28 protein-coding genes and 2 pseudogenes are annotated in these 25,488 nt (G+C 72.5%); 25 read left to right on the top strand and 5 right to left on the bottom strand.

Features of this window, described 5'->3' with window-relative positions:
* Positions 1-84: 84 nt before the first annotated feature.
* The 6 genes from SGA01_RS18750 (at position 85) to SGA01_RS18725 (ending at position 6,168) form a co-directional block, all read left to right on the top strand.
* Positions 85-1,164, top strand: coding sequence for a glycoside hydrolase family 5 protein (locus tag SGA01_RS18750; protein WP_141297622.1), 1,080 nt, complete (start codon positions 85-87; stop codon positions 1,162-1,164).
* Between the two features lie 98 nt (positions 1,165-1,262).
* On the top strand, positions 1,263-2,570 hold the full coding sequence (locus SGA01_RS18745; RefSeq protein ID WP_141297621.1) for an alpha/beta fold hydrolase: 1,308 nt from the start codon (positions 1,263-1,265) through the stop codon (positions 2,568-2,570).
* A gap of 79 nt (positions 2,571-2,649) precedes the next feature.
* Positions 2,650-3,765 (top strand): GntR family transcriptional regulator, encoded by a 1,116-nt coding sequence (locus tag SGA01_RS18740; RefSeq protein ID WP_141297620.1) that lies wholly within the window; start codon positions 2,650-2,652, stop codon positions 3,763-3,765.
* 88 nt (positions 3,766-3,853) lie between these two features.
* Complete coding sequence (locus SGA01_RS18735) at positions 3,854-4,786, top strand: SIS domain-containing protein (RefSeq protein WP_141297619.1); 933 nt, start codon at positions 3,854-3,856, stop codon at positions 4,784-4,786.
* Entirely contained in the window at positions 4,783-5,535 is a 753-nt protein-coding gene (locus tag SGA01_RS18730) for a PIG-L deacetylase family protein (protein ID WP_141297618.1), read from the top strand. Before SGA01_RS18735 ends, SGA01_RS18730 begins: the two co-directional genes overlap by 4 nt.
* 45 nt (positions 5,536-5,580) lie before the next feature.
* Complete coding sequence (locus SGA01_RS18725) at positions 5,581-6,168, top strand: hypothetical protein (protein WP_141297617.1); 588 nt, start codon at positions 5,581-5,583, stop codon at positions 6,166-6,168.
* A gap of 15 nt (positions 6,169-6,183) precedes the next feature.
* Here the strand turns inward: SGA01_RS18725 and SGA01_RS18720 are convergent, their stop codons facing one another.
* Positions 6,184-6,957 (bottom strand): VOC family protein, encoded by a 774-nt coding sequence (locus SGA01_RS18720; RefSeq protein ID WP_141297616.1) that lies wholly within the window; start codon positions 6,955-6,957, stop codon positions 6,184-6,186.
* Positions 6,958-7,082: 125 nt separating this feature from the next.
* Positions 7,083-8,036, bottom strand: a complete 954-nt coding sequence (locus SGA01_RS18715) for an NAD(P)/FAD-dependent oxidoreductase (RefSeq protein WP_167534133.1) — start codon at positions 8,034-8,036, stop codon at positions 7,083-7,085.
* A 93-nt stretch (positions 8,037-8,129) separates the two neighbouring features.
* Here SGA01_RS18715 and SGA01_RS18710 point away from each other — a divergent pair, with 93 nt between their 5' ends.
* From SGA01_RS18710 to SGA01_RS18650, 13 genes and pseudogenes are all read left to right on the top strand, one after another.
* Positions 8,130-8,720 (top strand): helix-turn-helix domain-containing protein, encoded by a 591-nt coding sequence (locus tag SGA01_RS18710; RefSeq protein ID WP_057950545.1) that lies wholly within the window; start codon positions 8,130-8,132, stop codon positions 8,718-8,720.
* A gap of 68 nt (positions 8,721-8,788) precedes the next feature.
* A complete protein-coding gene (locus tag SGA01_RS18705; protein WP_141297614.1) occupies positions 8,789-9,757 on the top strand; it encodes an NADPH:quinone oxidoreductase family protein in 969 nt (322 codons plus the stop codon).
* On the top strand, positions 9,754-10,935 hold the full coding sequence (locus SGA01_RS18700) for an acyl-CoA dehydrogenase family protein (protein ID WP_141297613.1): 1,182 nt from the start codon (positions 9,754-9,756) through the stop codon (positions 10,933-10,935). Before SGA01_RS18705 ends, SGA01_RS18700 begins: the two co-directional genes overlap by 4 nt.
* Positions 10,932-12,065 carry an acyl-CoA dehydrogenase family protein gene (locus tag SGA01_RS18695; RefSeq protein ID WP_141297612.1) on the top strand — a complete coding sequence of 378 codons (1,134 nt, stop codon included), beginning with the start codon at positions 10,932-10,934 and terminating at the stop codon, positions 12,063-12,065. Before SGA01_RS18700 ends, SGA01_RS18695 begins: the two co-directional genes overlap by 4 nt.
* Positions 12,066-12,154: 89 nt before the next feature.
* On the top strand, positions 12,155-13,771 hold the full coding sequence (locus SGA01_RS18690; RefSeq protein ID WP_141297611.1) for an ABC transporter substrate-binding protein: 1,617 nt from the start codon (positions 12,155-12,157) through the stop codon (positions 13,769-13,771).
* A complete protein-coding gene (locus SGA01_RS18685) occupies positions 13,768-14,760 on the top strand; it encodes an ABC transporter permease (RefSeq protein WP_141297610.1) in 993 nt (330 codons plus the stop codon). Before SGA01_RS18690 ends, SGA01_RS18685 begins: the two co-directional genes overlap by 4 nt.
* A complete protein-coding gene (locus SGA01_RS18680) occupies positions 14,753-15,589 on the top strand; it encodes an ABC transporter permease (protein ID WP_141297609.1) in 837 nt (278 codons plus the stop codon). Before SGA01_RS18685 ends, SGA01_RS18680 begins: the two co-directional genes overlap by 8 nt.
* Before the next feature lie 29 nt (positions 15,590-15,618).
* Complete coding sequence (locus SGA01_RS18675; protein ID WP_141297673.1) at positions 15,619-16,605, top strand: ABC transporter ATP-binding protein; 987 nt, start codon at positions 15,619-15,621, stop codon at positions 16,603-16,605.
* Positions 16,598-17,269, top strand: a complete 672-nt coding sequence (locus SGA01_RS18670; RefSeq protein WP_141297608.1) for an ABC transporter ATP-binding protein — start codon at positions 16,598-16,600, stop codon at positions 17,267-17,269. Before SGA01_RS18675 ends, SGA01_RS18670 begins: the two co-directional genes overlap by 8 nt.
* Positions 17,266-17,892, top strand: coding sequence for a hypothetical protein (locus SGA01_RS18665; RefSeq protein ID WP_141297607.1), 627 nt, complete (start codon positions 17,266-17,268; stop codon positions 17,890-17,892). The genes SGA01_RS18670 and SGA01_RS18665 overlap by 4 nt, the downstream gene beginning before the upstream one ends.
* Positions 17,893-18,013: 121 nt before the next feature.
* Entirely contained in the window at positions 18,014-18,208 is a 195-nt protein-coding gene (locus SGA01_RS18660; RefSeq protein WP_141297606.1) for a hypothetical protein, read from the top strand.
* Positions 18,209-18,325: 117 nt separating this feature from the next.
* Positions 18,326-18,844, top strand: a pseudogene (locus SGA01_RS18655) (hypothetical protein); the annotation flags it as partial.
* A 582-nt stretch (positions 18,845-19,426) separates the two neighbouring features.
* A pseudogene (locus tag SGA01_RS18650) lies at positions 19,427-19,699 on the top strand (flavoprotein); the annotation flags it as partial.
* Between the two features lie 225 nt (positions 19,700-19,924).
* On the opposite strand, the gene SGA01_RS18645 reads toward SGA01_RS18650, so the two are convergent.
* Positions 19,925-20,284: a zinc ribbon domain-containing protein YjdM gene (locus SGA01_RS18645; RefSeq protein WP_141297605.1), complete on the bottom strand. Its 360-nt coding sequence runs from the start codon at positions 20,282-20,284 to the stop codon at positions 19,925-19,927.
* Positions 20,285-20,613: 329 nt separating this feature from the next.
* Here SGA01_RS18645 and SGA01_RS18640 point away from each other — a divergent pair, with 329 nt between their 5' ends.
* The 6 genes from SGA01_RS18640 to SGA01_RS18615 all read left to right on the top strand — a co-directional run bounded on the left by SGA01_RS18640 (position 20,614) and on the right by SGA01_RS18615 (position 24,523).
* On the top strand, positions 20,614-20,961 hold the full coding sequence (locus tag SGA01_RS18640) for an ArsR/SmtB family transcription factor (protein WP_141297672.1): 348 nt from the start codon (positions 20,614-20,616) through the stop codon (positions 20,959-20,961).
* A 68-nt stretch (positions 20,962-21,029) separates the two neighbouring features.
* Entirely contained in the window at positions 21,030-22,685 is a 1,656-nt protein-coding gene (locus SGA01_RS18635; RefSeq protein WP_174867377.1) for a SulP family inorganic anion transporter, read from the top strand.
* On the top strand, positions 22,682-23,104 hold the full coding sequence (locus tag SGA01_RS18630) for a pyridoxamine 5'-phosphate oxidase family protein (protein WP_141297604.1): 423 nt from the start codon (positions 22,682-22,684) through the stop codon (positions 23,102-23,104). Before SGA01_RS18635 ends, SGA01_RS18630 begins: the two co-directional genes overlap by 4 nt.
* On the top strand, positions 23,101-23,526 hold the full coding sequence (locus SGA01_RS18625; protein ID WP_167534132.1) for an ATP-binding protein: 426 nt from the start codon (positions 23,101-23,103) through the stop codon (positions 23,524-23,526). The genes SGA01_RS18630 and SGA01_RS18625 overlap by 4 nt, the downstream gene beginning before the upstream one ends.
* 16 nt (positions 23,527-23,542) lie before the next feature.
* Complete coding sequence (locus SGA01_RS18620) at positions 23,543-23,953, top strand: STAS domain-containing protein (RefSeq protein ID WP_141297603.1); 411 nt, start codon at positions 23,543-23,545, stop codon at positions 23,951-23,953.
* 234 nt (positions 23,954-24,187) lie between these two features.
* Entirely contained in the window at positions 24,188-24,523 is a 336-nt protein-coding gene (locus tag SGA01_RS18615) for an ArsR/SmtB family transcription factor (RefSeq protein WP_141297602.1), read from the top strand.
* A gap of 163 nt (positions 24,524-24,686) precedes the next feature.
* On the opposite strand, the gene SGA01_RS41110 is transcribed toward SGA01_RS18615, so the two are convergent.
* A complete protein-coding gene (locus tag SGA01_RS41110) occupies positions 24,687-24,845 on the bottom strand; it encodes a DUF6126 family protein (RefSeq protein WP_157848163.1) in 159 nt (52 codons plus the stop codon).
* Positions 24,842-25,045 carry a hypothetical protein gene (locus SGA01_RS18610; protein WP_141297601.1) on the bottom strand — a complete coding sequence of 68 codons (204 nt, stop codon included), beginning with the start codon at positions 25,043-25,045 and terminating at the stop codon, positions 24,842-24,844. The genes SGA01_RS41110 and SGA01_RS18610 overlap by 4 nt, the downstream gene beginning before the upstream one ends.
* Positions 25,046-25,488 lie beyond the last annotated feature (443 nt).

The following is a 25,488-nucleotide window of genomic DNA, read 5'->3' as shown; positions in this document are numbered from 1 at the left end:
GGACCCCTGCTATTCATTCGTTAGGAAGGTTTCCTTCCAGTCTGCTCGTTCCTCGTTCCGCTTTCATCGTTCCGGGAGACCCCCATGACTTCGGCACGATCCATACGCCCCCGCACCGGACTCCGCCGCCTCGGCGTCGCCGCCACCGCACTCGGCACCCTGCTCCTCGGCCTCGCCGCCGCACCGCCCACCGTCAGCGCGGCCCCCGCCCGCGCGACCGCGGCCACCCCCGCCGCGATCAACGGCCAGCTCGCGGTCTGCGGCACCAAGCTCTGCAACAAGTACGGCAACCCGATCCAGCTGCGCGGCATGTCCAGCCACGGCACCCAGTGGTACTCCCAGTGCCTGACGGGCGGCTCCCTCGACGCGCTCGCCAAGGACTGGAACGCCGACGTCCTGCGCGTCTCCACGTACGTCCAGGAGGACGGCTACGAGACCGACCCCCGCAAGTACACCGACCTGGCCCACTCGCTCATCGAGCAGGCCACCGCGCGCGGCATGTACGTGATCGTCGACTGGCACATGCTCGACCCGGGCGACCCGCACCACAACCTCGCCCGCGCCAAGACCTTCTTCACCGAGATCGCCAAGCGCCACGGCTCCAAGACCAACCTGCTCTACGAGATCGCCAACGAGCCCAGCGGTGTCTCCTGGTCCCGCATCAAGAGCTACGCCGAGCAGCTCATCCCCGTCATCCGCGCAAAGGACGCCGAGACCCCGGTCCTCGTCGGCACGCGCGCCTGGTCCTCGTTCGGAGTCTCGGAGGGCTCGAACGAGTCCGAGGTCGTCTCCCACCCGGTGAACGCGGCCAACATCATGTACACCTTCCACTTCTACGCGTACTCCCACCGGGAGGAGTACCTGAACACCCTCTCCCGCGCCGCCGACAAGCTGCCCGTCTTCGTCACCGAGTTCGGCACGCAGAACTACGCGGGCGAGGGCGCGAACGACTTCACCATGACGAAGAAGTACCTCGACCTGATGGCCGCGAAGAAGATCAGCTGGGTCAACTGGAACTTCTCCGACGACGAGCGCAGCGGCGCCGTCTTCAAGCCCGGCACCTGCGCCGCCGGCGGAAGCTGGACCGGCACCGGCTCCCTCAAGCCCGCCGGCGTCTGGATCCGCGACCGCATCAGGACGGCGGACTCCTTCCCCACCTCCTGACCTCCCGCCGGTCCGCCGACCGCGCCCGGCTCCGGTACGCCCCCGCCATGTGATCCACTGTCCTGGCGGGGGCGTACCGATCAGGAGCAGGAGCAGCGTTGACCACCTACCGCCAGCCGGGACTCGTCCTCACCGACCACCGCTTCCCCGTCCCCCTCGACCACACCCGCCCCGACGGCGAGCGGATCGAGATCTACGGCCGCGAGCTCGTCGCGAGCGGGACGGCCGACAAGGACCGGGAACGGCTCCCCTGGCTGGTCTACCTGGAGGGCGGACCCGGCTTCGGCGCCCGCCGCTTCGTCGGGCCGCAGGCCTGGCTCGGCCGGGCCGTACGCGAGTACCGCGTCCTCCTCCTCGACCAGCGCGGCACCGGCCGCTCCACCCCCGCCAACCGCCAGACCCTGCCCCTGCGCGGCACCCCGGCCGAGCAGGCCGGCTACCTCGCCCACTTCCGCGCCGACTCCATCGTCAAGGACTGCGAACTGATCCGGCGGCGCCTCACCGGCGGCGCCCCCTGGACCGTCCTCGGCCAGAGCTTCGGCGGCTTCTGCGCGACCCACTACCTCTCCACCGCCCCCGAGGGCCTGGATACGGTCCTCGTGACCGGCGGCCTGCCGTCCCTGTACGCCACGGCCGACGAGGTCTACCGCGCCGCCTACCCCCGCGTCCGGCGCAAGAACGAGGCCCACTTCGCCCGCTACCCGCAGGACGCCGAACGCGCCCGGGCGATCGCCGCCCACCTCCTCGACCACGAGGTCACCCTCCCCGGCGGGGGGCTCCTGACCGTCGAGGCCTTCCAGTCCCTCGGCATCCTCCTCGGCTCCGGCGACGGCACCCACCAGCTCCATCTGCTCCTGGAACAGGCCTTCGTCCCGGCCCTGGGCGGACCGGTGCTCGCCGATGCCTTCCTCGAACAGGTCCAGGCCCACCTGTCGTACGCCGGGCACCCGCTCTACGCCGTCCTCCACGAGGCCATCTACGCCCAGGGACAGGGCCCCACCGACTGGGCCGCCGAGCGGGTCCGGGGCGAGTTCCCCGAGTTCGACGCCGCCGCGGCGCTCTCCGCCGGCGAGCCCTTCCTCTTCACCGGCGAGACCGTCCACCCCTGGCACTTCCGCACCGACCCGGCGCTGCGGCCGCTCCGCGAGACCGCCGAACTGCTCGCCGCGCGCGCCGACTGGGCCCCGCTCTACGACCCCGAGAGCCTGGCCGCCAACGAGGTCCCGGTCGCCGCCGCCGTCTACCACGACGACATGTACGTGGACACCGCCCACTCCCTCGAAACGGCGAGCGCCGTGCGCGGCCTGCGGACCTGGGTGACCGACGAGTTCGAGCACGACGGCGTACGGGCCGGCGGCCCGCGCGTCCTCGACCGGCTGCTCGCCCTCGCCCGGGGCGAGAAGTGACCGGCCGGGCATAGGATTCGGCGCGCAATCGCACAGCGAGGGAGCCGGAGGCGCGACCGGCCCGCACGAGGGGGCCCGGATGGCGGGACGACGTGAGACTCCGGCGTCCGGCCGGGAACTGAAGTTCCGGGCCCTCATGGCCGAGCTGCGGCGCGGCATCCTCGACGGCACCTGGCCACCCGGCAGCAAACTCCCCACCGAACGCGCCCTCGCCACCGAGACCGGCCTGTCGGTGACGACCGTACGCCGCGCCTACGAGGACCTCGTCGCCCTCGGCCTCGTCGAGCGCCGCCAGGGCGCGGGCACCTTCGCCGCCCACCGCCCCGAGCGGGGCGGCGCGGGCCGCCGGATCGTCGGCGTCCTCGTCCCCGACACCACCTTCTACTACCCGCGCGTCCTCCAGGGCATCGAGAAGGAGCTCGCGGCGGACGGCGCCCGGCTCGTCCTCGCCTGCTCCCACTACGACCCCGACGAGGAGGACGCGGCCGTCGAACGCCTCCTCTCGGACGGGGTCCACGGGCTCCTCCTCGTCCCGAGCCTGCACACCGCCACCGATCCCGGCCGCCGCGCCGAGGAACTCCTCGCCCTGCCCGTGCCCGCCGTCCTCGTCGAACGCCGGCTCGCCGCCCACGGCCCCGGCGACGCCACCGAACACGTCTGCACCGACCACGAGGGCGGCGCCTACGACGCCGTACGCCATCTGCACGGCCTCGGCCACGAACGGCTCGGCCTCGTCGCCCGCACCGACGCGCCCACCACCGCGCCCATCGAGTCCGGCTTCGCCCGGGCGCTCGCCGACCTCGGCCTGCCCGCGGCACCGCCGTACGAGCGGGACGTCATGGCCCGCTGGGACCCGGACCGCGCCGACCGGGCCCTCGCCGCCCTGCGTGCCGCCGGCGTCACCGCCGCGCTCTGCTTCGGCGACCGGGAGGCCGCGCTGATGCTCGGGGCGGCCCGCCGCGCCGGGCTCCGGGTGCCCGAGGACCTGGCCATGATCAGCTACGACAACGAGTTCGCGGACGTCGCGGAGACCCCGCTGACCGCCGTCTCACCGCCCAAGTACCAACTCGGACGGATGGCCGCGCGGATCCTCCTCCGGCGCCTCGCCGAGGGCGACGCCGCCCCGCTCCACCAGGTGCAGCTGCGGCCCCGGCTCGTCGTCCGCGCCTCCTGCGGGAAAAAGTCCAAGCAGTGAGTACCTATTGCTCATGGTGTGCTCTTGACCGGTACCGGTAGAACTCGGTCCGGACCCCACGGGGGAGTCCGCGAGAGAGGACCGGATCATGAGCACCCATGTGACCGCGGAGATCGCCAGCCAGCCCGACTGCTGGCGCCGCGCCGCCGAGACCGCCGACCGCGAGGCCGCCCGACTGCCGCGCCGGGGCGAGCGCGTCGCCGTCGTCGGCTGCGGCACCTCGTACTTCATCGCCCGTGCCTACGCCGCGCTGCGCGAGTCCCTCGGCGCGGGCGAGACCGACGCCTTCCCCGCGTCGGACCGGACACCTCTCGGCCGCGGCTACGACCGGATCGTCGCCCTCACCCGCTCCGGGACGACCACGGAGGTCGTGAACCTGCTCGCCGGCGCGGCCGGCCGCATCCCGACCCTCGTGCTCACCGGCGTCCCCGACAGCCCGGCGGGACAGCTCGCGGACGAGACCGTCGACCTCGCCTTCGCCGACGAACGCTCCGTCGTCCAGACCCGGTTCGCCACCACGGCGCTCCAACTCCTGCGCGCGGGGCTCGGGGTGGACCTCGCCCCGGCCATCGCCGACGCGGAGCTCGTGCTGTACGAGCGGCTCCCCGCCGTCTGGGAGCGACGCGGTCAGTTCACCTTCCTCGGCACCGGCTGGACCGTGGGCCTCGCCGACGAGGCGGCCCTCAAGGTCCGTGAAGTGGCCCGCGCCTGGACGGAGTCGTACGCGGCGATGGAGTACCGGCACGGCCCGATCAGCATCAGCGACCGGACCAGCCTCGTCTGCTGTCTCGGTCCCGCTCCCTCGGGCCTCCGGGACGAAGTGGAGTCCACCGGCGCCCTGTTCGCCGCCGACGCGATCGACCCGGTCGCCGCGCTCGTCCGCGCCCAGCGGCTCGCCGTCGCCCTCGCGGACCGGCGCGGCCTCAACCCCGATCGCCCGCGGCACGTCTCGCGTTCGGTGATCCTCGCCGGAGCGTTCCGCCCGACCGTCTCGGACGCGACCCGTATCCTGCGCTCATGATCGAGAACGACGCCACGGATCTCCTGGACATGCCCCGCGACTGGCAGCGGGCCCTCGCGGTCGTCGCCCACCCCGACGATCTGGAGTACGGCTGCGCCGCCGCCGTCGCCGACTGGACGGACGAGGGGAAGGAGGTCGTCTACGTCCTCGCCACGCGCGGCGAGGCCGGCATCGACACCCTCGCCCCGGACGTCTGCGGCCCGCTGCGCGAGCGCGAGCAGCGGGACAGCGCCGCCGTCGTCGGCGTCGGGACGGTCGACTTCCTCGACCACCGCGACGGCGTCATCGAGTACGGGCTCGGCCTGCGCCGCGACATCGCGGCGGCGATCCGCCGCCACCGCCCGGAGCTCGTCATCACCCTCAACCACCGCGACACCTGGGGCGGCGGCCCCGGCGCCCCCTGGAACACTCCCGACCACCTGGCCGTCGGCCGCGCCACGCTCGACGCGGCGGCCGACGCCGGAAACCGCTGGATCTTCTCCGAGCTGACCGAACAGGGCCTGGAGCCCTGGAACGGCGTCCGCTGGGTCGCGGTCGCCGCCTCCAGCACCCCGACCCACGCGGTCGACGCGACCCCCGGCCTGGACCGCGCCGTCCGCTCCCTCCTCTGCCACCGCGCCTACATCGAGGCCCTGACGGACGAGGACCCGGAGGCGTACGTCCGCTCTTTCCTCACCGCGGCGACGAGCCGCGCCGCGGCCCGCTTCGGCGACCGTCCGGCGGTGACGTTCGAACTCTTCGCCCGCTAGGGTCGACAGGGGCGCGGGGGCGCCCCCGGGGGAGGGGGAACGGGCATGACGGACGTGGAATCGCGGGACGTCACGAAACCGACGCTCACGGAGGACGAGAAGCGCCTGCGGATCCGCCGCAGCACCGTCGGGGGAGGGCTCCTGGGCGGAGTGGTGGGGGCGGCGGCGCCGTTCGTGACCTCTCTCAGCCTCGGGATCGGTTGGCTCTTCGAGCACCTCGCATCGGCGGGGGCTCTGACGGCGGCCCTCAGTTGCGCCGTCGGTGTCTGGCTGGGTGTCCGGGGCGGCCGTACATACGGCATGCGGAACGCGGCGCTCGAACGGGGCGAGACGGTGCTGAGCGAGTACGCCGTACGCCCGCCCGTGGTGGACGGGCGGGCGACGAAGCCCTCGGAGGTCGACCGCTGGGGGCTGCGCGTGACCGATCGGCACCTCCAGCTCTGGGACGCGAGGGACCGGCTCTGGAGCCACCCCTGGCACGAGATCCGTCTGACGACGGTCAAGGACGGCCTGCTCCTCGTCCACCGTCGGGACCAGGTCGTCGCGGAGCTGCTGCCGGTGCCGGAGTCGATCGGCTGGGACGCCCTGCTGCTGGGCGCCCGGCGTCTGCAGGGCCGTTCACGCGACCGCTGACCGCACGGCTCCCGCTCACCCCATCGGCGCCGGCTTCAGCACCGCGAAGGGGGCGCCGAAGGGGTCGGCGAGCCAGGCGATGCGGCCGACGTCGGGGATGTCGGCCGCCGGCATCAGGACCGAGCCGCCGTTGCCCTGCGCCGTCCGGGCCATCGCGTCGGCGTCCTCCACCGCGAAGTACGGGATCCAGTGCGGCGTCTTGCCCTGGAGCTCGGCGACCCCGCCGAAGGAGGCGTCCTCCTGGTCGCCCTCGGCGGTGGAGATCACCCGGTACGTCATGCCGGGTGCCTCCATCTCGGCCCACCGCCAGCCGAACAGCGTCCGGTAGAAGGCCAGGACGGACTCCGGGTCGGCGACGTGGAGCTCCGCCCAGACGAGGGTGTTGACCGAGGAGGTCCGCTCCAGGCCCTGGGTGGTCCCCGGCTGCCAGACGGCGAACTGGGCACCGCCCGGGTCCGTGAGAGCCGCCATGCGGCCCGCGTCCATGACGTCGAACGCCGGGACGCGCACGGTGCCGCCCGCGGACTCGGCGGCCTTCTGCGTGGCGTCCGCGTCCGGCGTCCGGAAGTACACCGTCCAGGCGCTGCTCGCGCCCTCCTCGGTGAGCGGGCCGAGCGCGGCGACCGTGCGGCCGTCCTGCTGGAAGAACCCGTAGCCGCCGGCGTCCGGTCCCGCCGAGCGGAACTCCCAGCCGAGTACGGCGCCGTAGAACGCGGCGGCGGCCTCGGTGTCGGGGCTGCCGAGATCGATCCAACTGGGGGAACCCGTGGTGAACTGCGTACCGAGCATGGGAGGTGTCCTGTCCTTCCGTCGTCCGAGACTGCCGGAGCCCCGCCGCCGGTCCCACCGGCTTCCGGCCACCATGACCGATCCTCACCCCTGCGTCGCGGCGGCGCAGCCGCAGCGACACCGGTTCATCCGCGCGGCCGACCGGCCACCGCGTCCTCCAGGTCGCCGAGCAGCAGCTCGTTGTTGATCGTCACGCCGGCGCGGTAGCCCAGCGCGACCGCGTCGACCACCTGCTCCTTCGGGCCCGTCACGTTCCCCGCGGCCCAGACGCCCGGCACGCTCGTGCGGCCCGTCCCGTCCACCGCCACGAACTCGCCGAACGGCGTCTCGCGCAGCGCGGCCCCCAGCTGCCGCAGGACGCCGTCCCGGGGCAGGAGGCGATCGGCCCCGACGAAGACCACGGACCGGGCGACCACACGGCCGTCGGCGAGCCGTACCCCGGTCAGTCGGTCGTCCTCGACGACGAGCCCCGCGACCTCGCCCTCCACCACCGTGACCCCGGCCGCGTCGAGCAGCGCCGCGTCATGGGCGGAGAGCTCCCCGACCGTGTGCAGGAAGAGCGTCACGTCCTTGGACCAGAGGGAGACCATCAGCGCCTGATGCACCGGCATCGCCGGGTGCGCGATCACGCCGAAGGCCCGGTCGCGGACCTCCCAGCCGTGGCAGTACGGGCAGTGCAGCACGTCCCGCCCCCAGCGCTCCGCGACCCCGTCGAGCTTCGGGAGCTCGTCGACGAGCCCGGTCGTGACGATGAGCCGGCGCGCGCCGACGGCCGCACCGTCCGCGAGGGACACCGTGAACCCGTCGTGCCCGTCCGGCGCCGCGCCCGTCACCCGGCCGTCCCGCCACTCCACCCCGTACGCGGCGATCTCGCGCCGCCCGGCCTCCAGGTACGCGGCGGGGCTCTCGCCGTCCCGGGACAGGACGCCGTGCATGTGCTCCGCCGGGGCGTTACGGGGCTCGCCCGCGTCCACCACCAGGGTGCGCCTGCGCGACCTGCCCAGGATCAGCGCGGCGCTGAGGCCGGCCGCACCACCGCCGACCACCACGACGTCGTACCGCTCCTCCGTGTGTGTCATGTCCGTGCTCCTCACGTTCGTGCTCATGACCCGAGAGTCGCCCGCACCGGAGAGAACGGCAAAGGTTCTTGCCGTTTCTGCAAGACTGGACGCATGACCGAAGACGACGACCGCATCGACGCCGTGCTGAACGAGGTGGGTCCCCGGCTCCGCCGCGTCCGCCGCGACCGGGGGGTGACCCTGGCCGAACTCTCCGCCGCCACCGGCATCTCCGTGAGCACGCTCTCCCGGCTGGAGTCCGGGCAGCGCAAGCCCAGCCTCGAACTGCTCCTCCCGCTCGCCCGCGCCCACCAGGTCCCCCTCGACGAGCTGGTCGGCGCCCCCGCCGTCGGCGACCCCCGGGTCAAGGCGCGGCCCATCGTGCGCCACGGCCGCACGATGTACCCGCTGACCCGGCAGCCCGGCGGACTCCAGGCGTACAAGGTGATCCAGGAGAAGCCCACCGAGACCCCCGAGCCCCGTGTGCACGAGGGGTACGAGTGGCTGTACGTGCTCTCCGGGAAGCTGCGGCTCGTCCTCGGCGAGCACGACGTCGTCCTCACCGCCGGGGAGGCCGCGGAGTTCGACACGCGCGTCCCGCACTGGTTCGGACCGACGGCCGAAGGGCCGGTGGAGTTCCTGAGCCTGTTCGGGCCGCAGGGGGAGCGCATGCACGTCAGGGCGCGCCCCAAGAAGTCGGGCTGAGCCGTTCCCCCCGGGGCAAGCGACCGCTTAGTATGCAACCGACCGCTCGGTACGGAGGAGGCTTCCGGATGCAGGCATGGCGTGTGTACGAGAACGGCGAACCGGGCGTGGTGATGCGCCGCGAGGAAGTGGAGCCGCCCACGCCTGCGGACGGGCAGGTCCTCCTCAGGGTCCGCGCCGCGAACGTCAACTTCCCCGACGCGCTGCTCTGCCGCGGCCACTACCAGATCCGGCCCCCGCTGCCCTTCACTCCCGGCGTCGAGGTCTGCGCCGAGACGGAGGACGGGCGCCGGGTCATCACCACCGCAGCCCTCCCGCACGGCGGCTTCGCCGATTACACGCTCGCCGACGCCGCCGGGCTGCTCCCCGCCCCCGAGAGCCTCGACGACGCCGAGGCCGCCGCGCTGCACATCGGCTATCAGACGGGATGGTTCGGCCTGCACCGCCGTGCCGCCCTCCAGGAGGGCGAGACCCTCCTCGTCCACGCGGCCGCCGGTGGCGTCGGCAGCGCCGCCGTCCAGCTCGGCAAGGCCGCCGGCGCCACCGTCATCGGGGTCGTCGGCGGACCGGAGAAGGCGGCCGTCGCCCGTGCCCTCGGCTGCGACCTGGTGATCGACCGCCGCTCCGAGGACGTCGTCGCCGCCGTCAAGGCCGCGACCGGCGGCCGGGGCGCCGACGTGATCTACGACCCCGTCGGCGGCGAGGCCTACCAGCAGTCCGCCAAGTGCGTCGCCTTCGAGGGCCGGATCGTGATCGTCGGCTTCGCGAGCGGCACCGTCCCCGCCCCCGCCCTCAACCACGCGCTCGTGAAGAACTACTCGGTCCTCGGCCTGCATTGGGGCTTGTACGCGGCGAAGGACCCGGCCTCGATCGGCCGCTGCCACGAGACCCTGACCGCCTACGCCGCCAAGGGCCTCATCAAGCCGCTCATCGGCGAACGCGTCCCGTTCGCGGGCGCGGCCGACGCCGTCCAGCGCGTCGCCGACGGCACCACCACCGGCCGCCTGGTCGTCCTCCCGGAAGGAGCCCGCGCGTGACCGACGCCGAGGAGATCCGTTCCCTCACACGGCAGTTGCTGGCGGACAACCCGCCCGCCACGACCGACCGCACCGACTTCCTGAAGGCGCGGTTCGACGCCGGACTCGCCTGGGTGCACTACCCCGTGGGCCTCGGCGGACTCGCCGCGCCCCGCGCCCTCCAGGCCGTCGTCGACACCGAACTCGCTGCCGCGGGCGCCCCCGACAACGACCCGCGCCGCATCGGCATCGGCCTCGGCATGGCCGCCCCCACCCTCCTCGCCTACGGCTCCGAGGAGGTCAAGCGCCGCTTCCTGCGCCCGCTTTGGGTCGGTGAGGAGGTGTGGTGCCAGCTCTTCAGCGAGCCCGGGGCGGGCTCCGACCTCGCCGCGCTCGGCACCCGCGCGGTCCGGGACGGCGAAGACTGGGTGGTCGACGGACAGAAGGTGTGGACCTCCAGCGCCCATGTCGCCCGCTGGGCCATCCTGATCGCCCGCACCGACCCGGACGTGCCCAAGCACCGGGGCATCACCTACTTCGTGTGCGACATGACCGACCCCGGCGTGGAGGTCCGGCCGCTGCGCCAGATCACCGGCGAGGCGGAGTTCAACGAGGTCTTCCTCTCCGGTGTCAGGATCCCCGACGCCCACCGCCTCGGCGAGATCGGCGACGGCTGGCGGGTCGCGCAGACCACCCTCATGAACGAGCGGGTCTCCATCGGCGGTGCCCGCATCCCGCGCGAGGGCGGCATGATCGGGAAGGCGGCCACGACCTGGCGCGAACGCCCCGAGCTGCGGACCCACGACCTCCACCGGCGCCTCCTCGACCTCTGGGTCGACGCCGAGGTGGCCCGGCTCACCGGCGAACGGCTCCGTCAGCAGCTCGTCGCGGGCCAGCCGGGCCCCGAGGGCAGCGCGATGAAGCTCGGCTTCGCCCGGCTCAACCAGGCCATCAGCGGCCTCGAAGTGGAACTCCTCGGCGAGGAGGGCCTCCTGTACGGCGAGTGGGAGATGCGCCGTCCCGACCTCGTCGACTTCACCGGCCGTGATGCCGGCTACCGCTACCTGCGCTCCAAGGGCAACTCGATCGAGGGCGGCACGACCGAGGTCCTGCTCAACATCGTCGCCGAGCGGGTCCTCGGCCTGCCCTCCGAGCCCCGCAACGACAAGGACGTCGCATGGAAGGACCTCGCCCGATGACCGAAGCGACGAAGCAGACCGGACAGACGGAACAGCTCGACCTCCTCTACTCCGAGACCGAGGAGGACCTGCGGGCCGCCGTCCGCGCCCTGCTCGCCGACCGGGCCGGACACCAGGACCTGCTCGGCCGGATCGAGACCGAAAGCCCGTACGTCCCCGGCCTCTGGAAGGCGCTCGCGGGCGACATGGGCGCCGCCGGACTGCTCGTACCCGAGAAGCTCGGCGGGCAGGGCGCGAGCCACCGGGAGGCCGCCGTCGTCCTGGAGGAGCTGGGCCGCGCGGTGACCCCGGCGCCGTACCTGACGAGCGCGGTCGTGGCCACCGAGACGCTGCTCGCCCTCGCGGGGGAGAGCGCCCCGGCGACCGAGCTCCTGTCCGGGCTCGCGAGCGGCCGTACGGTCGCCGTCCTCGTACTCCCTCTCTCCGCGCACCCGTACGCGGCGCAGCCCACCACGTCCTCCGTCGTCGGCGTCGCGGACGCCGTCGCCGCCGACGTCCTCCTCGTCTCCCGCGCCGACGGCCTGTACGCCGTCCCGGCCGCCGAGGCGACCGTCGAGCCTCAGACCCCGCTCGACCTCACCCGCCCCCTCGCGAAGGTGAGCACGGAGGCCGGGAGCGGCACCCGGCTCGCCGGGCCGGACGAGGCCGCCGCCGCGATCCGCCGCGGGCTGCTCGCGGGCGCCGGGCTCCTCGCCTCCGAGCAGCTGGGCCTGGCCGAGTGGTGTCTGGAGGAGACCGTCCGGCACACCCGCGAGCGCCACCAGTTCAACCGGCCCGTCGGCTCCTTCCAGGCGCTCAAGCACCGCATGGCCCAGCTCTGGCTGGACGTCGTCGGCGCGAGGGCTGCGGCCCGCGCCGCCGCCGAGGCCCTTGCCACCGACAGCCCGGACGCCCCGCTGACGGTGGCGGTCGCCCAGGCCTACTGCTCCAAGGTGGCCGTCCGCGCCGCCGAGGAGTGCGTCCAGCTGCACGGCGGGATCGGCATGACCTGGGAACACCCCGCCCACCTGGCACTCAAGCGGGCCAAGTCCGACCAGCTCGCCCTGGGTTCGGCGGGCCGCCACCAGGACGCGATTGCCGCCCTGGTGGACCTGCCGGCGCCCCAGGTGGAGGTCATCGGGGCCCGGTAAGGGGCCACTGTGTCCACACCCTGTTACATGCTGTTTAATTGCATGCTGTTCGCAATAACAGTTGATCTCCAAAAAGGGGTGTGGACACGATGACCGCCCGATCCATCCGCGGCACGGCCACCGCGATACTCGCGGGGGCCGTGGCACTCACCGCGGCGGCCTGCACGAACCCCGGCTCCACCGCCGGGGCCTCCGGCGGCCCCAAGGATTCCGCGGTAGTCGGCATCGCCTACGAGCCCGAGACGCTCAGCCCGCTCCTCGGCTACGGCAAGGACGGCAACTCCAAGATCTTCGACGGGCTCCTCGCCTTCGACGCCGACATGAAGCTGAAGCCGGCCCTCGCCGTGAAGCTGCCGCACATCACCGCGGACGGGCTCACGTACACGTACACGCTCCGCAACGACGTCACCTTCAGCGACGGAGCGCCCTTCACCGCGAAGGACGTCGTCTTCACCTACCGGACGATCCTCGACCCGAAGACGAACAACGCCTCCCGCACCGAGCTCGACGCGATCAAGAAGGTCGAGGCGGTCGGCGACGACACCGTCGTCTTCACCCTGAAGTACCCCTACGCGCCCTTCGCCGAGCGCACCGTCCAGGCCATCGCGCCCGAGCACGTCGCCGCGAAGCAGGACGTCAACACCGGCGCCTTCACCACGAAGCCGATCGGCACCGGACCGTACGTCCTCACCGGCTGGTCCAAGGGCGAGAAGCTCACCTTCAAGGCCAACCCCACCTACTGGGACGGCGCGCCCGCGGTGAAGAAGTTCACCATGGCCGTCGTCAAGGACGACGACGTCCGCGCGACCCGGCTGCGCGCCGGCGACCTCGACGGCGCCATCCTGCCGCCCAACCTCGCCGAGGGCTTCTCGGCGGACAAGGCGAAGAAGACGTACGCGGCGAAGACCTACGACTACCGCACCGTCACCCTCCCCACCCACAACAAGGTCGCCGGCGACCTCGCCGTCCGCCGCGCCCTCGACGTCGCCGTCGACCGGCAGGCCATGGTCGACAAGATCCTCGAAGGGGCCGGAAAGCCCGCCTACGGGCCCGTCCCCACCGACAGCCCCTGGTTCGCGAAGGGCACCGAGCGCCGCCACGATCTCGCCGGCGCGCAGAAGATCCTCGACGAGGCCGGCTGGAAGCCCGGACCGGACGGCGTCCGCGTCAAGAACGGCGTCCGCGCCGAGTTCCCGCTCTGGTACCTCTCCGGCGACAAGCTGCGCCAGGACCACGCCCTCGCCTACGCCTCCGACGCCAAGAAGGCCGGCATCGACATCAGGACCCAGGCGGGCACCTGGGAGGTCATCGAGCCCCGCATGAAGACCGACGCCGTCCTCGCCGGCGGCGGCTCGCCCGGCGACCCCGACTTCGACCAGTACCTGCTCCTGAAGTCCTCCCTCGCCGGCGACGGCTTCAACAACATGGCCTGGTACGACAACAAGGCCGTGGACAAGGCCCTCGACGACGGCCGCCGGACGAACGACCCGGCGCAGCGGAAGGCCGCCTACGACACCGTCCAGCGCGAACTGGTGAAGAACCCCGGCTACACCTTCCTCACCCACATCGACCACCTGTACGTCGTCGACGACAGCTGGGACGGGCTGAGCACCCAGATCGAGCCGCACGACCACGGTCTCGCCTCCGGCCCCTGGTGGGACGTCGAGGGCTGGAAGCCGAAGTCCACGGGGGACAAGGGCAAGTGAAGCGCCGCCTCCCCTGGGGGGCCATGGCGCGGATGACGGGACGGCGCGCCCTGGCCGCCGTCCCCGTCCTCCTCGCCGTCACCCTCGCGGTGTTCGCCGTCGCCGCGGCCTCCCCCTTCGACCCCGTCAAGGCCTACGCGGGCACCGCCGGACTCACCGCCTCGCAGGAGAACCTCGACCAGCTCCGCGCCAACCTCGGCGCCGACCAGCCGTTCCTCTCCCACTGGTGGGAGTGGCTCACCGCCGCCGTCACCGGCGACCTCGGCGACTCCGCGGTCATGCGCCGGCCCGTCGCCGAGGTCATCACCGAGCGCCTCGGCTGGTCCGTCCTCCTCGCCGTCTCCGCCTTCCTGATCGCCATCGTCCTCGGCACCCTCCTCGGCGTCCTCGCGGGCCGCCGCCGCGGCGGCCTCCTCGACCGGGCCGTCAGCTCCGCCGCGTACACCCTGGAAGCCGCCCCCGCCTTCTGGCTCGGCCTCCTCGCCATCTGGTTCTTCGCCCTGAAGCTCGGCGTCCTGCCGGCCGGCGGGCTCACCGACACCGCCAGCGACACCGTCACCGCCGACCAGGTCGCCCGCCACCTCGTGCTGCCCGCGCTCGTCCTCGGGATCTCCCAGCTGCCCTGGTTCTTCCTGTACGTCCGCCAGGGCGTCGGCGACGCCCTCGACGAGGATCCGGTGCGCGGCGCCCGCGCCCGCGGTCTCAGCCGGCGCACCGTCCTCACCGGCCACGCCCTGCGCTCCGGGATGCTGCCGATGCTCACCCTCGTCGGCTCCCGCGTCCCCGAGCTCATCACCGGCGCCCTGCTCGTGGAGACCGTCTTCAGCTGGCCCGGCATCGCCGCCGCCACCGTGCAGGCCGCGACCTCCGTCGACTTCCCGCTGCTCGCCGCGCTCACCGTCCTCGCGACCGCGGCCGTCCTCCTCGGCAACCTCCTCTCCGACCTGCTGTACGGACTGGCCGACCCGAGGGTGGGCTTCGATGGCTGACCGACGCACCCACCGCCTGCGGCTGTGGACCTCCGCCGTGACCGTCGGGGTCATCCTCCTCGCCGTCCTCCTCGTGCCCCCGCTCGTCCAGCTCGACGAGCAGGCCGTCGACCTCTCGCGCAAGCTCCTCCCGCCGTCCTGGGACCACCCCTTCGGCACCGACGACCTCGGCCGCGACCTGCTCCTGCGCTGCGTCTACGGGCTGCGGATCTCGCTCCTCGTCGGGCTCGTCGCCGCGCTCGTCGCGACCGTCGTCGGCACCGCCGTCGGAGCAGCCGCCGGAGCGCTCGGCGGCTGGACCGACCGCTGCCTGATGCGGCTCGTCGACGCCTTCTCGTCCGTGCCGCACCTGCTGCTCGGGATCTTCGTGGTGGCCCTCTTCCGGCCGGGCGTCTGGCCGGTCATCGCCTCCGTCGCCGTCACCCACTGGCTCTCCACCGCCCGGATCGTCCGCTCCGAGGTCCTCTCGTTGCGCACCCGGCCCTTCGTGGACGCCGCCGTCTCCGGCGGCGCCTCGCGGTGGCGCGTCACCGTCCGGCACCTGCTGCCCGCCGTCCTGCCGCAGGCCGGGCTCGCCGCCGTCCTCATGATCCCGCACGCCATGTGGCACGAGTCGGCGCTCTCCTTCCTCGGCCTCGGCCTCCCGAGCCACCAGGCGAGCCTCGGCAACCTCGTGCAGAACGCCCGCTCCTCGCTCCTCGCCGGAGACTGGTGGCCGACCCTCTTCCCCGGCCTCCTCCTCATCGTGCCGACCCTCGCCATCGCGGGACTCGCGGGCGTCTGGCGCGACCGGCTCAACCCGCGCCGCCGATCGGAGCTCATGCTGTGAACGCCGCCGACCCCACGGTCCTGCGCGCCCTGGCGGCGGTCACCGCGGAGCGGGCCGAGGACGCCGTCCTCAGCGTCCGGGACCTGACCGTCCGCTTCCGGCTGCGGGGCGGACGGAGCGTCGCCGCCGTCAGTGACGCCGCCTTCGACCTCGGCGCGGGGGAGTGCCTCGCCCTCGTCGGCGAGAGCGGCTGCGGCAAGTCCGTCCTCGCCTCCGCGCTCCTCGGCCTGCTCCCGGGCAACGCCGAGACCTCAGGTACGGCCCTGCTGGAGGGCGAGGCCGGAGCCGGGCCCACGGACCTGCTCGCCGCCGACGAGAAGACCCTGGCCCGCACCGTACGGGGCCGTCGCGTCGGGCTCGTACCGCAGAGCCCCGCCGGCCACCTCACCCCCGTCCGCACCGTGCGGTCCCAGCTGGAGGAGACCGTACGGGCCCTCACCGGCACGCCCCGCCGGGCGCGCCGCAAGGCCGCCGAGGACGCCGCCGAGCGGGCCGCCTTCCCGGCCGGCCACCTCGACCGGTACCCGCACGAACTCTCCGGCGGCCTCGCCCAGCGCGCCGCCACCGCCCTCGCGCTCATCGGCGACGCCCGCCTCCTCCTCGCCGACGAACCGACGACCGGCCTCGACCGGGAGCTCGTCGACCGCACCGTCGACGAACTGCGCCGCCACGTCGACGAGGGCCGGGGCCTGCTCCTCATCACCCACGACCTCGCCGCCGCCGCGCGCATCGCCGACCGCGTCGCCGTCATGTACGCCGGCCGGATCGTCGAGACCGCCCCCGCCCACCGCTTCTTCGGCCCCGCGGGACCCCGCCACCCCTACGCGCGCGGGCTCCTCGACGCCCTCCCCGACCGGGCGTTCACCCCCATCCCCGGCATGCCCCCGGAGCTCTCCGCGCTGCCCGAGGGCTGCGCCTTCGCCCCGCGCTGCCCCCTGGCCACCGACCTCTGCGCCACCCGCCCCGAGCCGCACGCCGGCGTGGCCTGTCACCACCCGGAGCACCCCCGTGCTTGAACTCGACACCGTCACCGCGGGCTACGAGCGCCGCGCCCCCGTCTTCCGGGGCGCCTCGCTCACCGTCGCCCCCGGCGAGTCCGTCGGCCTCCTCGGCCCCAGCGGCTGCGGCAAGTCCACCCTCGCCCGCGTCGCCGCCCTCCTCCACCGGCCCGACGCGGGCCGCCTCGTCCTCGACGGCACCGAGGTCCGCGCCTGGCGCCACCGCGCGCCGCGTGAACTCCGCACCGCCGTCGGCGTCGTGTTCCAGCAGCCCCGCACCGCGGCCGACCCCCGGCTGACCCTCGCCGAGATCATCGCCGAACCCCTCCGCGCCACCGGCCGCCGCGCCGAGGCCGACAGCCGGGTGGCCGAACTCGCCCCCGCCGTAGGCCTCACCGCCGATCTGCTCACCCGCCGCCCCCACGAGGTCAGCGACGGCCAGCTCCAACGCGCCTGTCTGGCGCGGGCGTTGACCCTGAGCCCGCGCTGGCTGATCTGCGACGAGATGACCGCGATGCTCGACGCCTCCACCACGGCCGCGCTCGTCGCCGCCGTCGAGACCTACCGCGCGGAGACCGGCGCCGGCCTCCTCGCCGTCGGCCACGACCGCGTCCTGCTGAACCGCTGGTGCGACCGTACGGTGGAGTGGAAGGACTGCCTGCCGCCGAAGGAGACCCGGTGACCACCCCCTGGACGCGCGCCGCCGAGGACGACCCCCTCGACGGCCTGCGCACGGCACTGGCCGAGGCCGACTGCGGCTACGAGCCCGAGGGCGGTTACGAGGACCGCTGCTGGATCCTCCACCGCGTCCACGACGGCCCCGTACGGCTCCGCTGGGACGAGGTGCTGGCCCGGGCCGGGCGGCGCCTGGCCGAATGGCCGGGCACCCTGTCCTACCTGGTCTTCGAGGGCGTGGAGGGTGCGGGCGAACTCGAAGGGCCCGACCCGGCGGAGCTGGACCGCGCCTCCCTGGACCGCCTGGTCGAGCACCTGGCCCGCAGCGGGCCGCAGGGGCCGGACACCCCGTGCGGGGCCGCGCAAGCCGTCGTGGCGACGCCTCCCGGCGGACAGCAGGGCATGTGGCGTGGCCGGCTCGGCGACGCCCCGGCCCACTACGACGCCATGCCGGAGTTCCGCTTCCCCGCCACCTGGTGGGCCGCCGACGGACGTTGGCTCGTCTTGACCGACTGGGACCTCAGCGCCACCGAGGTCTTCGGCGACGCGGCGCTCATCACGGCACTGCTCGCCGACCCGGAGCTCGACGTGGTGCGCCACCCGAGCATCGCCGAGAGCCTCGGCGGCTGACACCCGACCGAAATCCCACCCGTATGGCCGCCCCGCCATACGCCCGGACGGACTGGCCATTCCGCCACACTGTCCGCCGAACGCCGCAATTCCGGTGCGGCGACGGAGGGACGTGAAGGCGATGGCCGTTTCCATTTCTGTCGTGGTGCTGCTGCTGGTGCTGGCCGTGATCTTCCTGCGCAGCGGCGGGCTCAAGGTCACCCACGCGCTCACCTGCGCCCTGCTCGGCTTCTTCCTCGCCGGCACCAGCGTGGCGCCCACGATCCACAACGGGGTCGCCGCCACCGCCAACGTGGTCTCCAGCCTCAAACCGTGATCGTTTCGGCGTCATGAACTGCCCGTGAAACACGGGGCAGTTGCATGTACATCTCACTCACTCGGGCCTAGCGTCGGCGGCCGGCGCGACAGACTGTCAGCAACCCGAGGAGCCGCAGTGACCACGCATCCGCCCCGAAGACGAGCGCGCGCGCTCGCGCTGATCGCCGCGCTGAGCGCGACCCTCCTCGCGGGCGCCCCCCCCGTCGCGCAGGCCGAGGAGATACCCCTCGCCATCGGCCACCGCCTCGTCGACCACTACGAGGGCGCCCCCGCCACCGCCCGGCCCGTGCCCGGCAAGGCCCCCGCCCAGCATCCGTACCTCGCCCCCAACGGCCGCAGCGGCATGCACGCCGACGGCGCGGGGAGCGGCACCCACCCCTACTCCGGCCCCCTCGGCCGCGACCCGCGGGTCGACAGCGAGAAGATCGCCCCCATCGGCGGCGAGTGCGCCACCGTCACCTTCGACTCCGGCGGCCGGCTCGTCACCGTCTGCGGCACCTTCAGCGGCTTCCTCCTGAAGCTGCTCGACTCGCGTACCCTCGACACCCTCGCCGAGTACAAGCTGCCGCAGCGCTCCTCGACCGTCGAGGCCATCACCCGCCTGGACTTCGAGAAGATCTTCAAGAAGTCCTCGCCCTCGGGGCGCTGACCTGCGTAGATGGACGTCTAAAGGGCGCTGACCTGCGACTTTACTCCTTTCTGGAGCTTTCACGATGACACCGCCTTACGCGGTCGATTCTCCCCAGACACTCCCCAAGGCGGCTTGATTCTCCCCGGATTCTCCCCAGCTGGCACTGCCTCGACAGGAGCATCGCCCCTGGTCAAGGCCGGTTCTCGGCTCGGAGAAGCGGCTACGCGAAGTGCCGGGGGAGGAGCGTGATCGTGTGGTCCGTGTTCTGGACGGCCCGTCCCGGCGGGAGCCTTTCGTGAGTGGCCAGCGGTTCGTGCCCGTGCCGTCCAGAGCGGGGTCGTCCCCGGTCGTCGTCCGAACACGCAGCCTGGGTTCCTGAGCAGGGACCCGAAGGAGCCCGCCAACGGGGATCCTTCCTCGGCCTTCATCGGTGGAGTGCTCTCGTCCTGCGGCGCCGCCAGTTGGGCGGCCGGGGCGGCCCAGGTCAGGCGCCTCTCTTTGTGTCCCTAGAAGAAGCCGAGCCGCTTCGGCGAGTAGGACACCAGCAGATTCTTGGTCTGCTGGTAGTGGTCGAGCATCATCCGGTACTCCTGCGGCACCGTCTACCCGCACGGCGTGGGCGAGCTCTCCCACCCGGAGAAGGACGTCTACCTCGTCGGCATGAAGTCCTACGGCCGCGCCCCCACCTTCCTCGCCATGACCGGCTACGAGCAGGTGCGTTCTATCGCCGCCGCACTCGCCGGGGACCGCGAGGCCGCCGAACGGGTCGAACTCGCCCTCCCCGAAACGGGCGTGTGCGGCGGGGCGGGTCTCTTCGACGAGCCGGAGGCCGCCGAGGAGAGCGGTGGCAGCTGCTGAACCGAGCCCGACACCAAGGCCGGCGTGGCCGCGACCCGAACAGGGGACCGGTCCGGTGCTGGCTGGTCGGGGTTGCCTGCTGTCGCTGCCGCCGGTGCTGAGGGTGGAGGCCGGGGTCGATGCGCACGATGGAACGGCCCCGACGACACCGGCGCCGGACGCGCCGCCGCCCCGTTCCGTGAAGCGCACGGCGTCCGGGGCAATCTTGCGTGCGCGGTCCGCGGGTCAGGCCTTCTTGACCACGCTCGACTTGAGCTGCATGGCTCCGAAGCCCTCGATCCGGCAGTCGATGTCGTGGCCGTCGACGCCGTCGATCAAGCGGATGTTGCGGACCTTGGTGCCCGCCTTGATGCCCGAGGGACTGCCCTTGACCTTCAACGCCTTCATGACAGTCACGCTGTCGCCATCGCACAGCACGTTGCCGACGGCGTCCTTGACCACCCGCTCCCCGGTGGCGCCGGCGTCGCCTTCAGCGCTCTCGGCAGGTACCCATTCGTGGCCGCACTCCGGGCAGACCGCCAGAGCGTTCATCTCGTAGGTGTACTCACTGGAGCACTTCGGACACGGAGGCAGGTTGTCGCTCATTCACGCAGGTTTCTAAACGTCGGGAAGCGGGGAGCGCCCTGGAGTAGACCGGCTGGCCGGCCGGCGGGCAACCGCGCGTTGGAGTAGCCATAGTAACAAATTGCAAAATTCTGCAATTCGCTACATCCCAGGCAGGAGTGTCGCGCGTGGAGCCGGGCGGTGATCCCCGTGTCGCCCCGTAGTGCCCGCATCCCGGCAGTGGGTCGCAGGATCGTTGAATTGCAAAAGTCTGCAATTTCATAGATGCTGCATGTGCTGTGTTCGTAGGTAGCCGCGGGCACAGCGCCAGGCGTTTGCCCCGTTCGGGGTGGTGAGAAGGGTGCGTGACCGTGCCGGTTCCGCTGTATCAGGCGAAGGCCGAGTTCTTCCGGATGCTCGGGCACCCGGTGCGGATAAGGGTTCTGGAGCTGCTGCAGGACGGGCGGATGCCGGTGCGGGACTTGTTGGCCGCGATCGAGGTCGAGCCCTCGGCACTCTCCCAGCAGCTCGCGGTCTTGCGCCGATCGGGGATCGTCACATCGACCCGTGACGGCGCGACGGTCGTCTACGAGCTGGCGGGCGGGGACGTGGCGCAGCTGATGCTGGCGGCGCGGCGGATCCTGACCGAGGTCCTGACGGGGCAGAGCGTGCTGCTGGAGGAACTGCGCGAGTCCGAGGTTGCGGCCTCGTGGGCGTGAACACCGCGGTGACGGCCGTGCTGGGCCGGGTTCGCTCCGTCCTGCCCGCCCGGGCGGACTACGCGGCGATGGCCCGCAGCCCTCGCCGGGACCTGTTGGCCGGCCTCACCGTGGCGATCGTCGCCCTTCCCCTAGCGCTCGGGTTCGGGGTCTCCTCCGGTTTGGGTGCGGAGGCGGGGCTGGCGACCGCCGTGGTCGCGGGCGCGCTCGCCGCCTTGTTCGGCGGGTCGAATCTCCAGGTGTCCGGGCCGACCGGTGCGATGACGGTGGTTCTGGTGCCGATCGTCGCCCGGTACGGACCCGGCGGCGTCCTCACCGTGGGTCTGATGGCCGGTGTCCTTCTGATCGGTCTCGCCGTCCTGCGGGCTGGGCAGTACATGCGGTACGTGCCGGCGCCGGTGGTGGAGGGCTTCACCCTGGGGATCGCGTGCGTGATCGGCCTCCAGCAGATACCCAACGCACTCGGGGTCGAGAAGCCGGAGGGGGAGAAGGTCCTGCTGGTGGCGTGGCGGGCCTTCGGGGAGTTCGTGGCCTTCCCGAACTGGACGGCGATCGGCCTGTCCGTGGGTGTCGCGGTGGTGATGCTCGCCGGGGCGCGGTGGAAGCCGACGGTCCCGTTCTCGATCGTCGCGGTGATCGCCGCGACCGTGATCGCGCAGCTGTTCCATCTCGACGCGGCGGCCCCGATCGGGGCCCTTCCCGCCGGGCTCCCCGCCCCGTCGCTGGCCTTCCTCGATGTGTCCGCGTTCGGCTCGCTGCTGGCCCCGGCGGTCGCGGTCGCGGCGCTCGCCGCGCTGGAGTCCTTGCTGTCGGCGACGGTGGCGGACGGCATGACGGTGGGGCAGCAGCACGACCCGGACAAGGAGCTGTTCGGCCAGGGCGTCGCCAACCTGGCGGCCCCGCTGTTCGGCGGCGTCCCGGCCACCGCCGCCATCGCGCGTACCGCGGTCAACGTCCGTAGCGGCGCCTCGTCCCGGCTCGCCGCACTCACCCACGCCGCGGTACTCGCCGTGATCGTGTTCGCCGCCGCCCCACTGGTCTCGAAGGTCCCCCTCGCCGCGCTCGCGGGGGTGCTGTTGGCGACGGCGATCCGGATGGTGGAGGTCGGCTCGCTGCGCGCGATGGCGAAGGCGACCCGCTCTGATGCTGTCGTTCTGGTCCTGACCGCCGCTGCCACCCTGATTCTCGACCTCGTGTATGCGGTGATCATCGGCCTGGTCGTTGCTGGGGCCCTGGCCTTGAAGGCGGTGGCGAGCCAGGCGCGGATGGAACAGGTCGACTTCCGGCCCGACCTACCCGGCGAGCACAGCGACGAAGAGCACGCCCTGCTCGCCGAGCACATCGTGGCCTACCGCATCGACGGACCGCTCTTCTTCGCGGGCGCCCACCGCTTCCTCCTCGAGCTCTCCGAGGTCGCCGACGTGAAGGTGGTGATCCTCCGGATGGCGCGGGTGACCACCCTGGACGCCACCGGCGCCCTCGTCCTCAAGGACGCCGTGGAGAAGCTGAACCGGCGCGGCATCGCCGTCATGACCTCCGGCATCCGGCCCGGCCAGCGCCAGGCCCTGGACGCCGTCGGCGCACTGGAGCTGCTGCGCCTCGAAGGCCGCGAGTACGCCACCACCCCGGAGGCGATCGCCGGGGCCCGCAAGTATCTGGAGCAGGCGGGACTGCTGCCCCGTACGCATCACCGACCGCACCGCATCCGGAAGGCCGCACGATGAGCGTCCCCGCCGACCTCCGCATGATCGAGGTCTCCGGCACCGAGGCCCTGTGGCTCCTGGAAGGCTCCGCTCAGGGCCGCCTCATCTACATCCAGCGGGAGGTGGCCGTTGTACGGCCCGCCGCGCACGTGATGGAGTACGGACGCCTCGTCGTCCGAGCCCCCGTGCAGGCCGCCACGATCCCCGGCCGGGCACTGCTGACCTACCAGGTCGATGAGATCCGCACCCCGGTGGGGACCGGCTGGACGGTCAGCGCCCACGGGCCGGCTGACGTCATCGCCGACCCGGACGAGGCCGCCCACTACCGGCGTACCCTGCCCGGCTGGAGTCACGGCCCGCACGACACCCTGCTGCGCCTGCACCCGCAGTCCGTGTCCGGGTTCCGTCTCGCCCGTACGGTCTCGGGGGCGGGCCGGTGAGTGTTCAGGTCGAGGCGATGCCTTACCGGCATGTGCTGGTCGTGCCAGCCATGGGCTCGGCCGTGCGTATCGCCCGGGAGACCACCGAGCTGGTCCTCGTGGAATGCGGGGTGGGTCTTCGCCATCCGAGCGTGGGACCGGCGCTGCTGATCGTGGCCGAGTTGGTCACCAACGCCGTCCGTCACGCCGCTGTGTCCTCGCCGGTGATCACCGTGACCTACGCCCGCGGACCCGGCGCCTTTGCGTTCGCCGTCCACGACCGTCACCCCTATCAGCCCGCTCTGTTCGGTGCGCTCGGCACCGCGCCGGGCAGCGGCCTGGCCATGGTGGTGGAGATGACGATGGAGCTCGGCGGCACCGCTGTCGTGCGGGCGGATGCGGACGGGCGTGGCAAGGCCATCTGGATCACCCTTCCCGTGTGAAGTCGAGGAGCTGACGATGACGATTGAATGGCGCTACACCACCCGTCAGGACTTGGGCGTGTTGTCCTTGGCCGGGTATCTCGGCGCGGAGGCCACCGACCGGTTTGCCGGAGCGATCGGCTGGGCGCTCGCCCGTGGCACCGGCCCGGTCATCCTCGATCTGACCGGACTGCTGGGCTGGTCGCCCGGCGGGCAGGTCGCCGTCGCCCAGGCAGCCCGCCGCCTCGCCGAGAGCGGACGCCCGCTCGAGCTCGCCGCGATCCCCGCCGACGGCTCGCTCGTCCCCGATGCGACCTGCCCGCCCGTGCCCGTCCACTGCGACCTCGCCGCCGCTCTGGCCGCCCACGGAGGTCGCGGGACGGTCGAGCAGTGGACCACCGACGACTGGCCCACCGGGCAGTCGCCCGAGGCGCCCGCCCTCATCTGAGACCAGCACCACCGTCCGGAGGCCTGGTCCTGAAGACCGGGTTCCTCAAGAAGGCCTGACCGGCGAAGGCCCCGCTCCGGGGAGTCGAAGGTCACGAAGGCACCCCGCCAGGACCCGCGAGTTGCAGGGATCTGCAATTGTGGAGGTCGCAAGGTGTGAAGAGGGCCGAACGGATGCCCTACGAAAGAACGGTTCCGGGTGGATGAGATGGGCAGTCAGGGGAGAGGTGCACAGGTGACCACGCCGCTGTACCAGCTGAAGGCAGAGTTCTTCAAAACGCTGGGGCACCCGGTGCGCATCCGCGTCTTGGAGCTCCTGTCCGAACGCGAGCACGCGGTCGCCGAGATGCTGCCCGAGGTCGGCGTGGAAGCCGCGAGCCTCTCCCAGCAGCTCGCCGTCCTGCGCAAGGCCAACCTGGTGGTCACCCGCCGCGAAGGCTCGAACGTCCACTACAGCCTGACCCATCCCCAGATCGCCGAGCTCCTGCGGGTCGCCCGCGGCATCCTCTCCGGAGTCCTGGAAGGCCAGGTCGAACTCCTGGCCGACCTCAAGGCCGGCCGCCACACCTGAACAGCGCCCGACGGTGCCGGCCCTACGGGGCCCGCACCCCACATGCGGCGGCCGTCTTCCGTTCGTGCGGGTTCAACGCGCTTCTGACACCGGAAGACGGCCGCTCTCCTCCCATGCCGAACCCGCACCCCAGGCGTGCCTGGATCCCACTCCGGTCCCGGTCTCACTTCTGGGCGTGCTGCCCCACGTAGAAGAGCAACCAGATGAACCCGGCGAACACGTGCGTGCCGAAGATGTAGAAGAAGGCCCGCATCGCGACGCCCTTCTCCTTCCACTTCTCGTGCTCCGCAGCCGTGTCCTTCTCGGGCAGGTTGTCCGTCATGATTCGTCTTCCTTCCTGGTGCCCGGCTCCTGGACCGGGCGGCGGCACGGACGGACGAGAACCTGCATGCCGTGCTCGCCTGCGTGCTCGATGACGGCCGCGACCTCGCCGGCCTCGGCCGTGCGGACCTCCGGCTCAGGGCGGGTGCTGAGGTAAGTGATCTCGTACGACTGGGCGGCCTCTCCACTGCTGTTGGTCACGGAGTGCCTTCCGGAAGGATGAAGCGGACGACAACCGTCTTGCCGCACCCGCCGGAGAAGGGCTCGATGCGGACGTCACCGCCGAACGTCCGCGCCAGGTCAGCCACCGTGCGCAGCCCCTGCCCGGCGGCTCGGCCGGCGTTATCGGGCGCGACTCCAGGTCCCCGCCGGAGGCCACAAGCAGGTGCTCGGTCATGTGGAGGGTGACCTCTGCGTCTGGGGAGTGCTGAGCGTGCCGGACGGCGTTGGTCACGAGCTCGCTGACCACCAAGAGCACGGCTCCGAAGAGCGCCGAGGAGCTCTCCAGCCCGAAGAGGACCAGAGAGCGTTCGCTGCGCTCGCGCGCGGCCCGCACGGAACCCGGCACCAGCGGCACCGTCCACACGTGCTTGCGCACCTCGACAGCCGTCTGCCCGCTGGGGCGCCTGACCATCACCGACGCC

The sequence above is a fragment of the Streptomyces gardneri genome (assembly GCF_006539185.1).
Classification (GTDB): domain Bacteria; phylum Actinomycetota; class Actinomycetes; order Streptomycetales; family Streptomycetaceae; genus Streptomyces; species Streptomyces gardneri.
The sequence above is the reverse complement of the archived record's forward strand: the minus strand, read 5'-3'. Positions and strand labels throughout refer to the sequence as shown.

Excerpts from the sequence above, each read along its gene's own strand:
- SGA01_RS18750 (WP_141297622.1), top strand. The coding sequence starts at position 85 with ATGACTTCGGCACGATCCATACGCCCCCGCACCGGACTCCGCCGCCTC.
- SGA01_RS18740 (WP_141297620.1), top strand. The coding sequence starts at position 2,650 with ATGGCGGGACGACGTGAGACTCCGGCGTCCGGCCGGGAACTGAAGTTC.
- SGA01_RS18735 (WP_141297619.1), top strand. The coding sequence starts at position 3,854 with ATGAGCACCCATGTGACCGCGGAGATCGCCAGCCAGCCCGACTGCTGG.
- SGA01_RS18730 (WP_141297618.1), top strand. The coding sequence starts at position 4,783 with ATGATCGAGAACGACGCCACGGATCTCCTGGACATGCCCCGCGACTGG.
- SGA01_RS18725 (WP_141297617.1), top strand. The coding sequence starts at position 5,581 with ATGACGGACGTGGAATCGCGGGACGTCACGAAACCGACGCTCACGGAG.
- SGA01_RS18720 (WP_141297616.1), bottom strand. The coding sequence starts at position 6,957 with ATGCTCGGTACGCAGTTCACCACGGGTTCCCCCAGTTGGATCGATCTC.
- SGA01_RS18715 (WP_167534133.1), bottom strand. The coding sequence starts at position 8,036 with ATGACACACACGGAGGAGCGGTACGACGTCGTGGTGGTCGGCGGTGGT.
- SGA01_RS18710 (WP_057950545.1), top strand. The coding sequence starts at position 8,130 with ATGACCGAAGACGACGACCGCATCGACGCCGTGCTGAACGAGGTGGGT.
- SGA01_RS18705 (WP_141297614.1), top strand. The coding sequence starts at position 8,789 with ATGCAGGCATGGCGTGTGTACGAGAACGGCGAACCGGGCGTGGTGATG.
- SGA01_RS18695 (WP_141297612.1), top strand. The coding sequence starts at position 10,932 with ATGACCGAAGCGACGAAGCAGACCGGACAGACGGAACAGCTCGACCTC.
- SGA01_RS18690 (WP_141297611.1), top strand. The coding sequence starts at position 12,155 with ATGACCGCCCGATCCATCCGCGGCACGGCCACCGCGATACTCGCGGGG.
- SGA01_RS18680 (WP_141297609.1), top strand. The coding sequence starts at position 14,753 with ATGGCTGACCGACGCACCCACCGCCTGCGGCTGTGGACCTCCGCCGTG.
- SGA01_RS18660 (WP_141297606.1), top strand. The coding sequence starts at position 18,014 with ATGGCCGTTTCCATTTCTGTCGTGGTGCTGCTGCTGGTGCTGGCCGTG.
- SGA01_RS18645 (WP_141297605.1), bottom strand. The coding sequence starts at position 20,284 with ATGAGCGACAACCTGCCTCCGTGTCCGAAGTGCTCCAGTGAGTACACC.
- SGA01_RS18635 (WP_174867377.1), top strand. The coding sequence starts at position 21,030 with ATGGCCCGCAGCCCTCGCCGGGACCTGTTGGCCGGCCTCACCGTGGCG.
- SGA01_RS18630 (WP_141297604.1), top strand. The coding sequence starts at position 22,682 with ATGAGCGTCCCCGCCGACCTCCGCATGATCGAGGTCTCCGGCACCGAG.
- SGA01_RS18620 (WP_141297603.1), top strand. The coding sequence starts at position 23,543 with ATGACGATTGAATGGCGCTACACCACCCGTCAGGACTTGGGCGTGTTG.
- SGA01_RS41110 (WP_157848163.1), bottom strand. The coding sequence starts at position 24,845 with ATGACGGACAACCTGCCCGAGAAGGACACGGCTGCGGAGCACGAGAAG.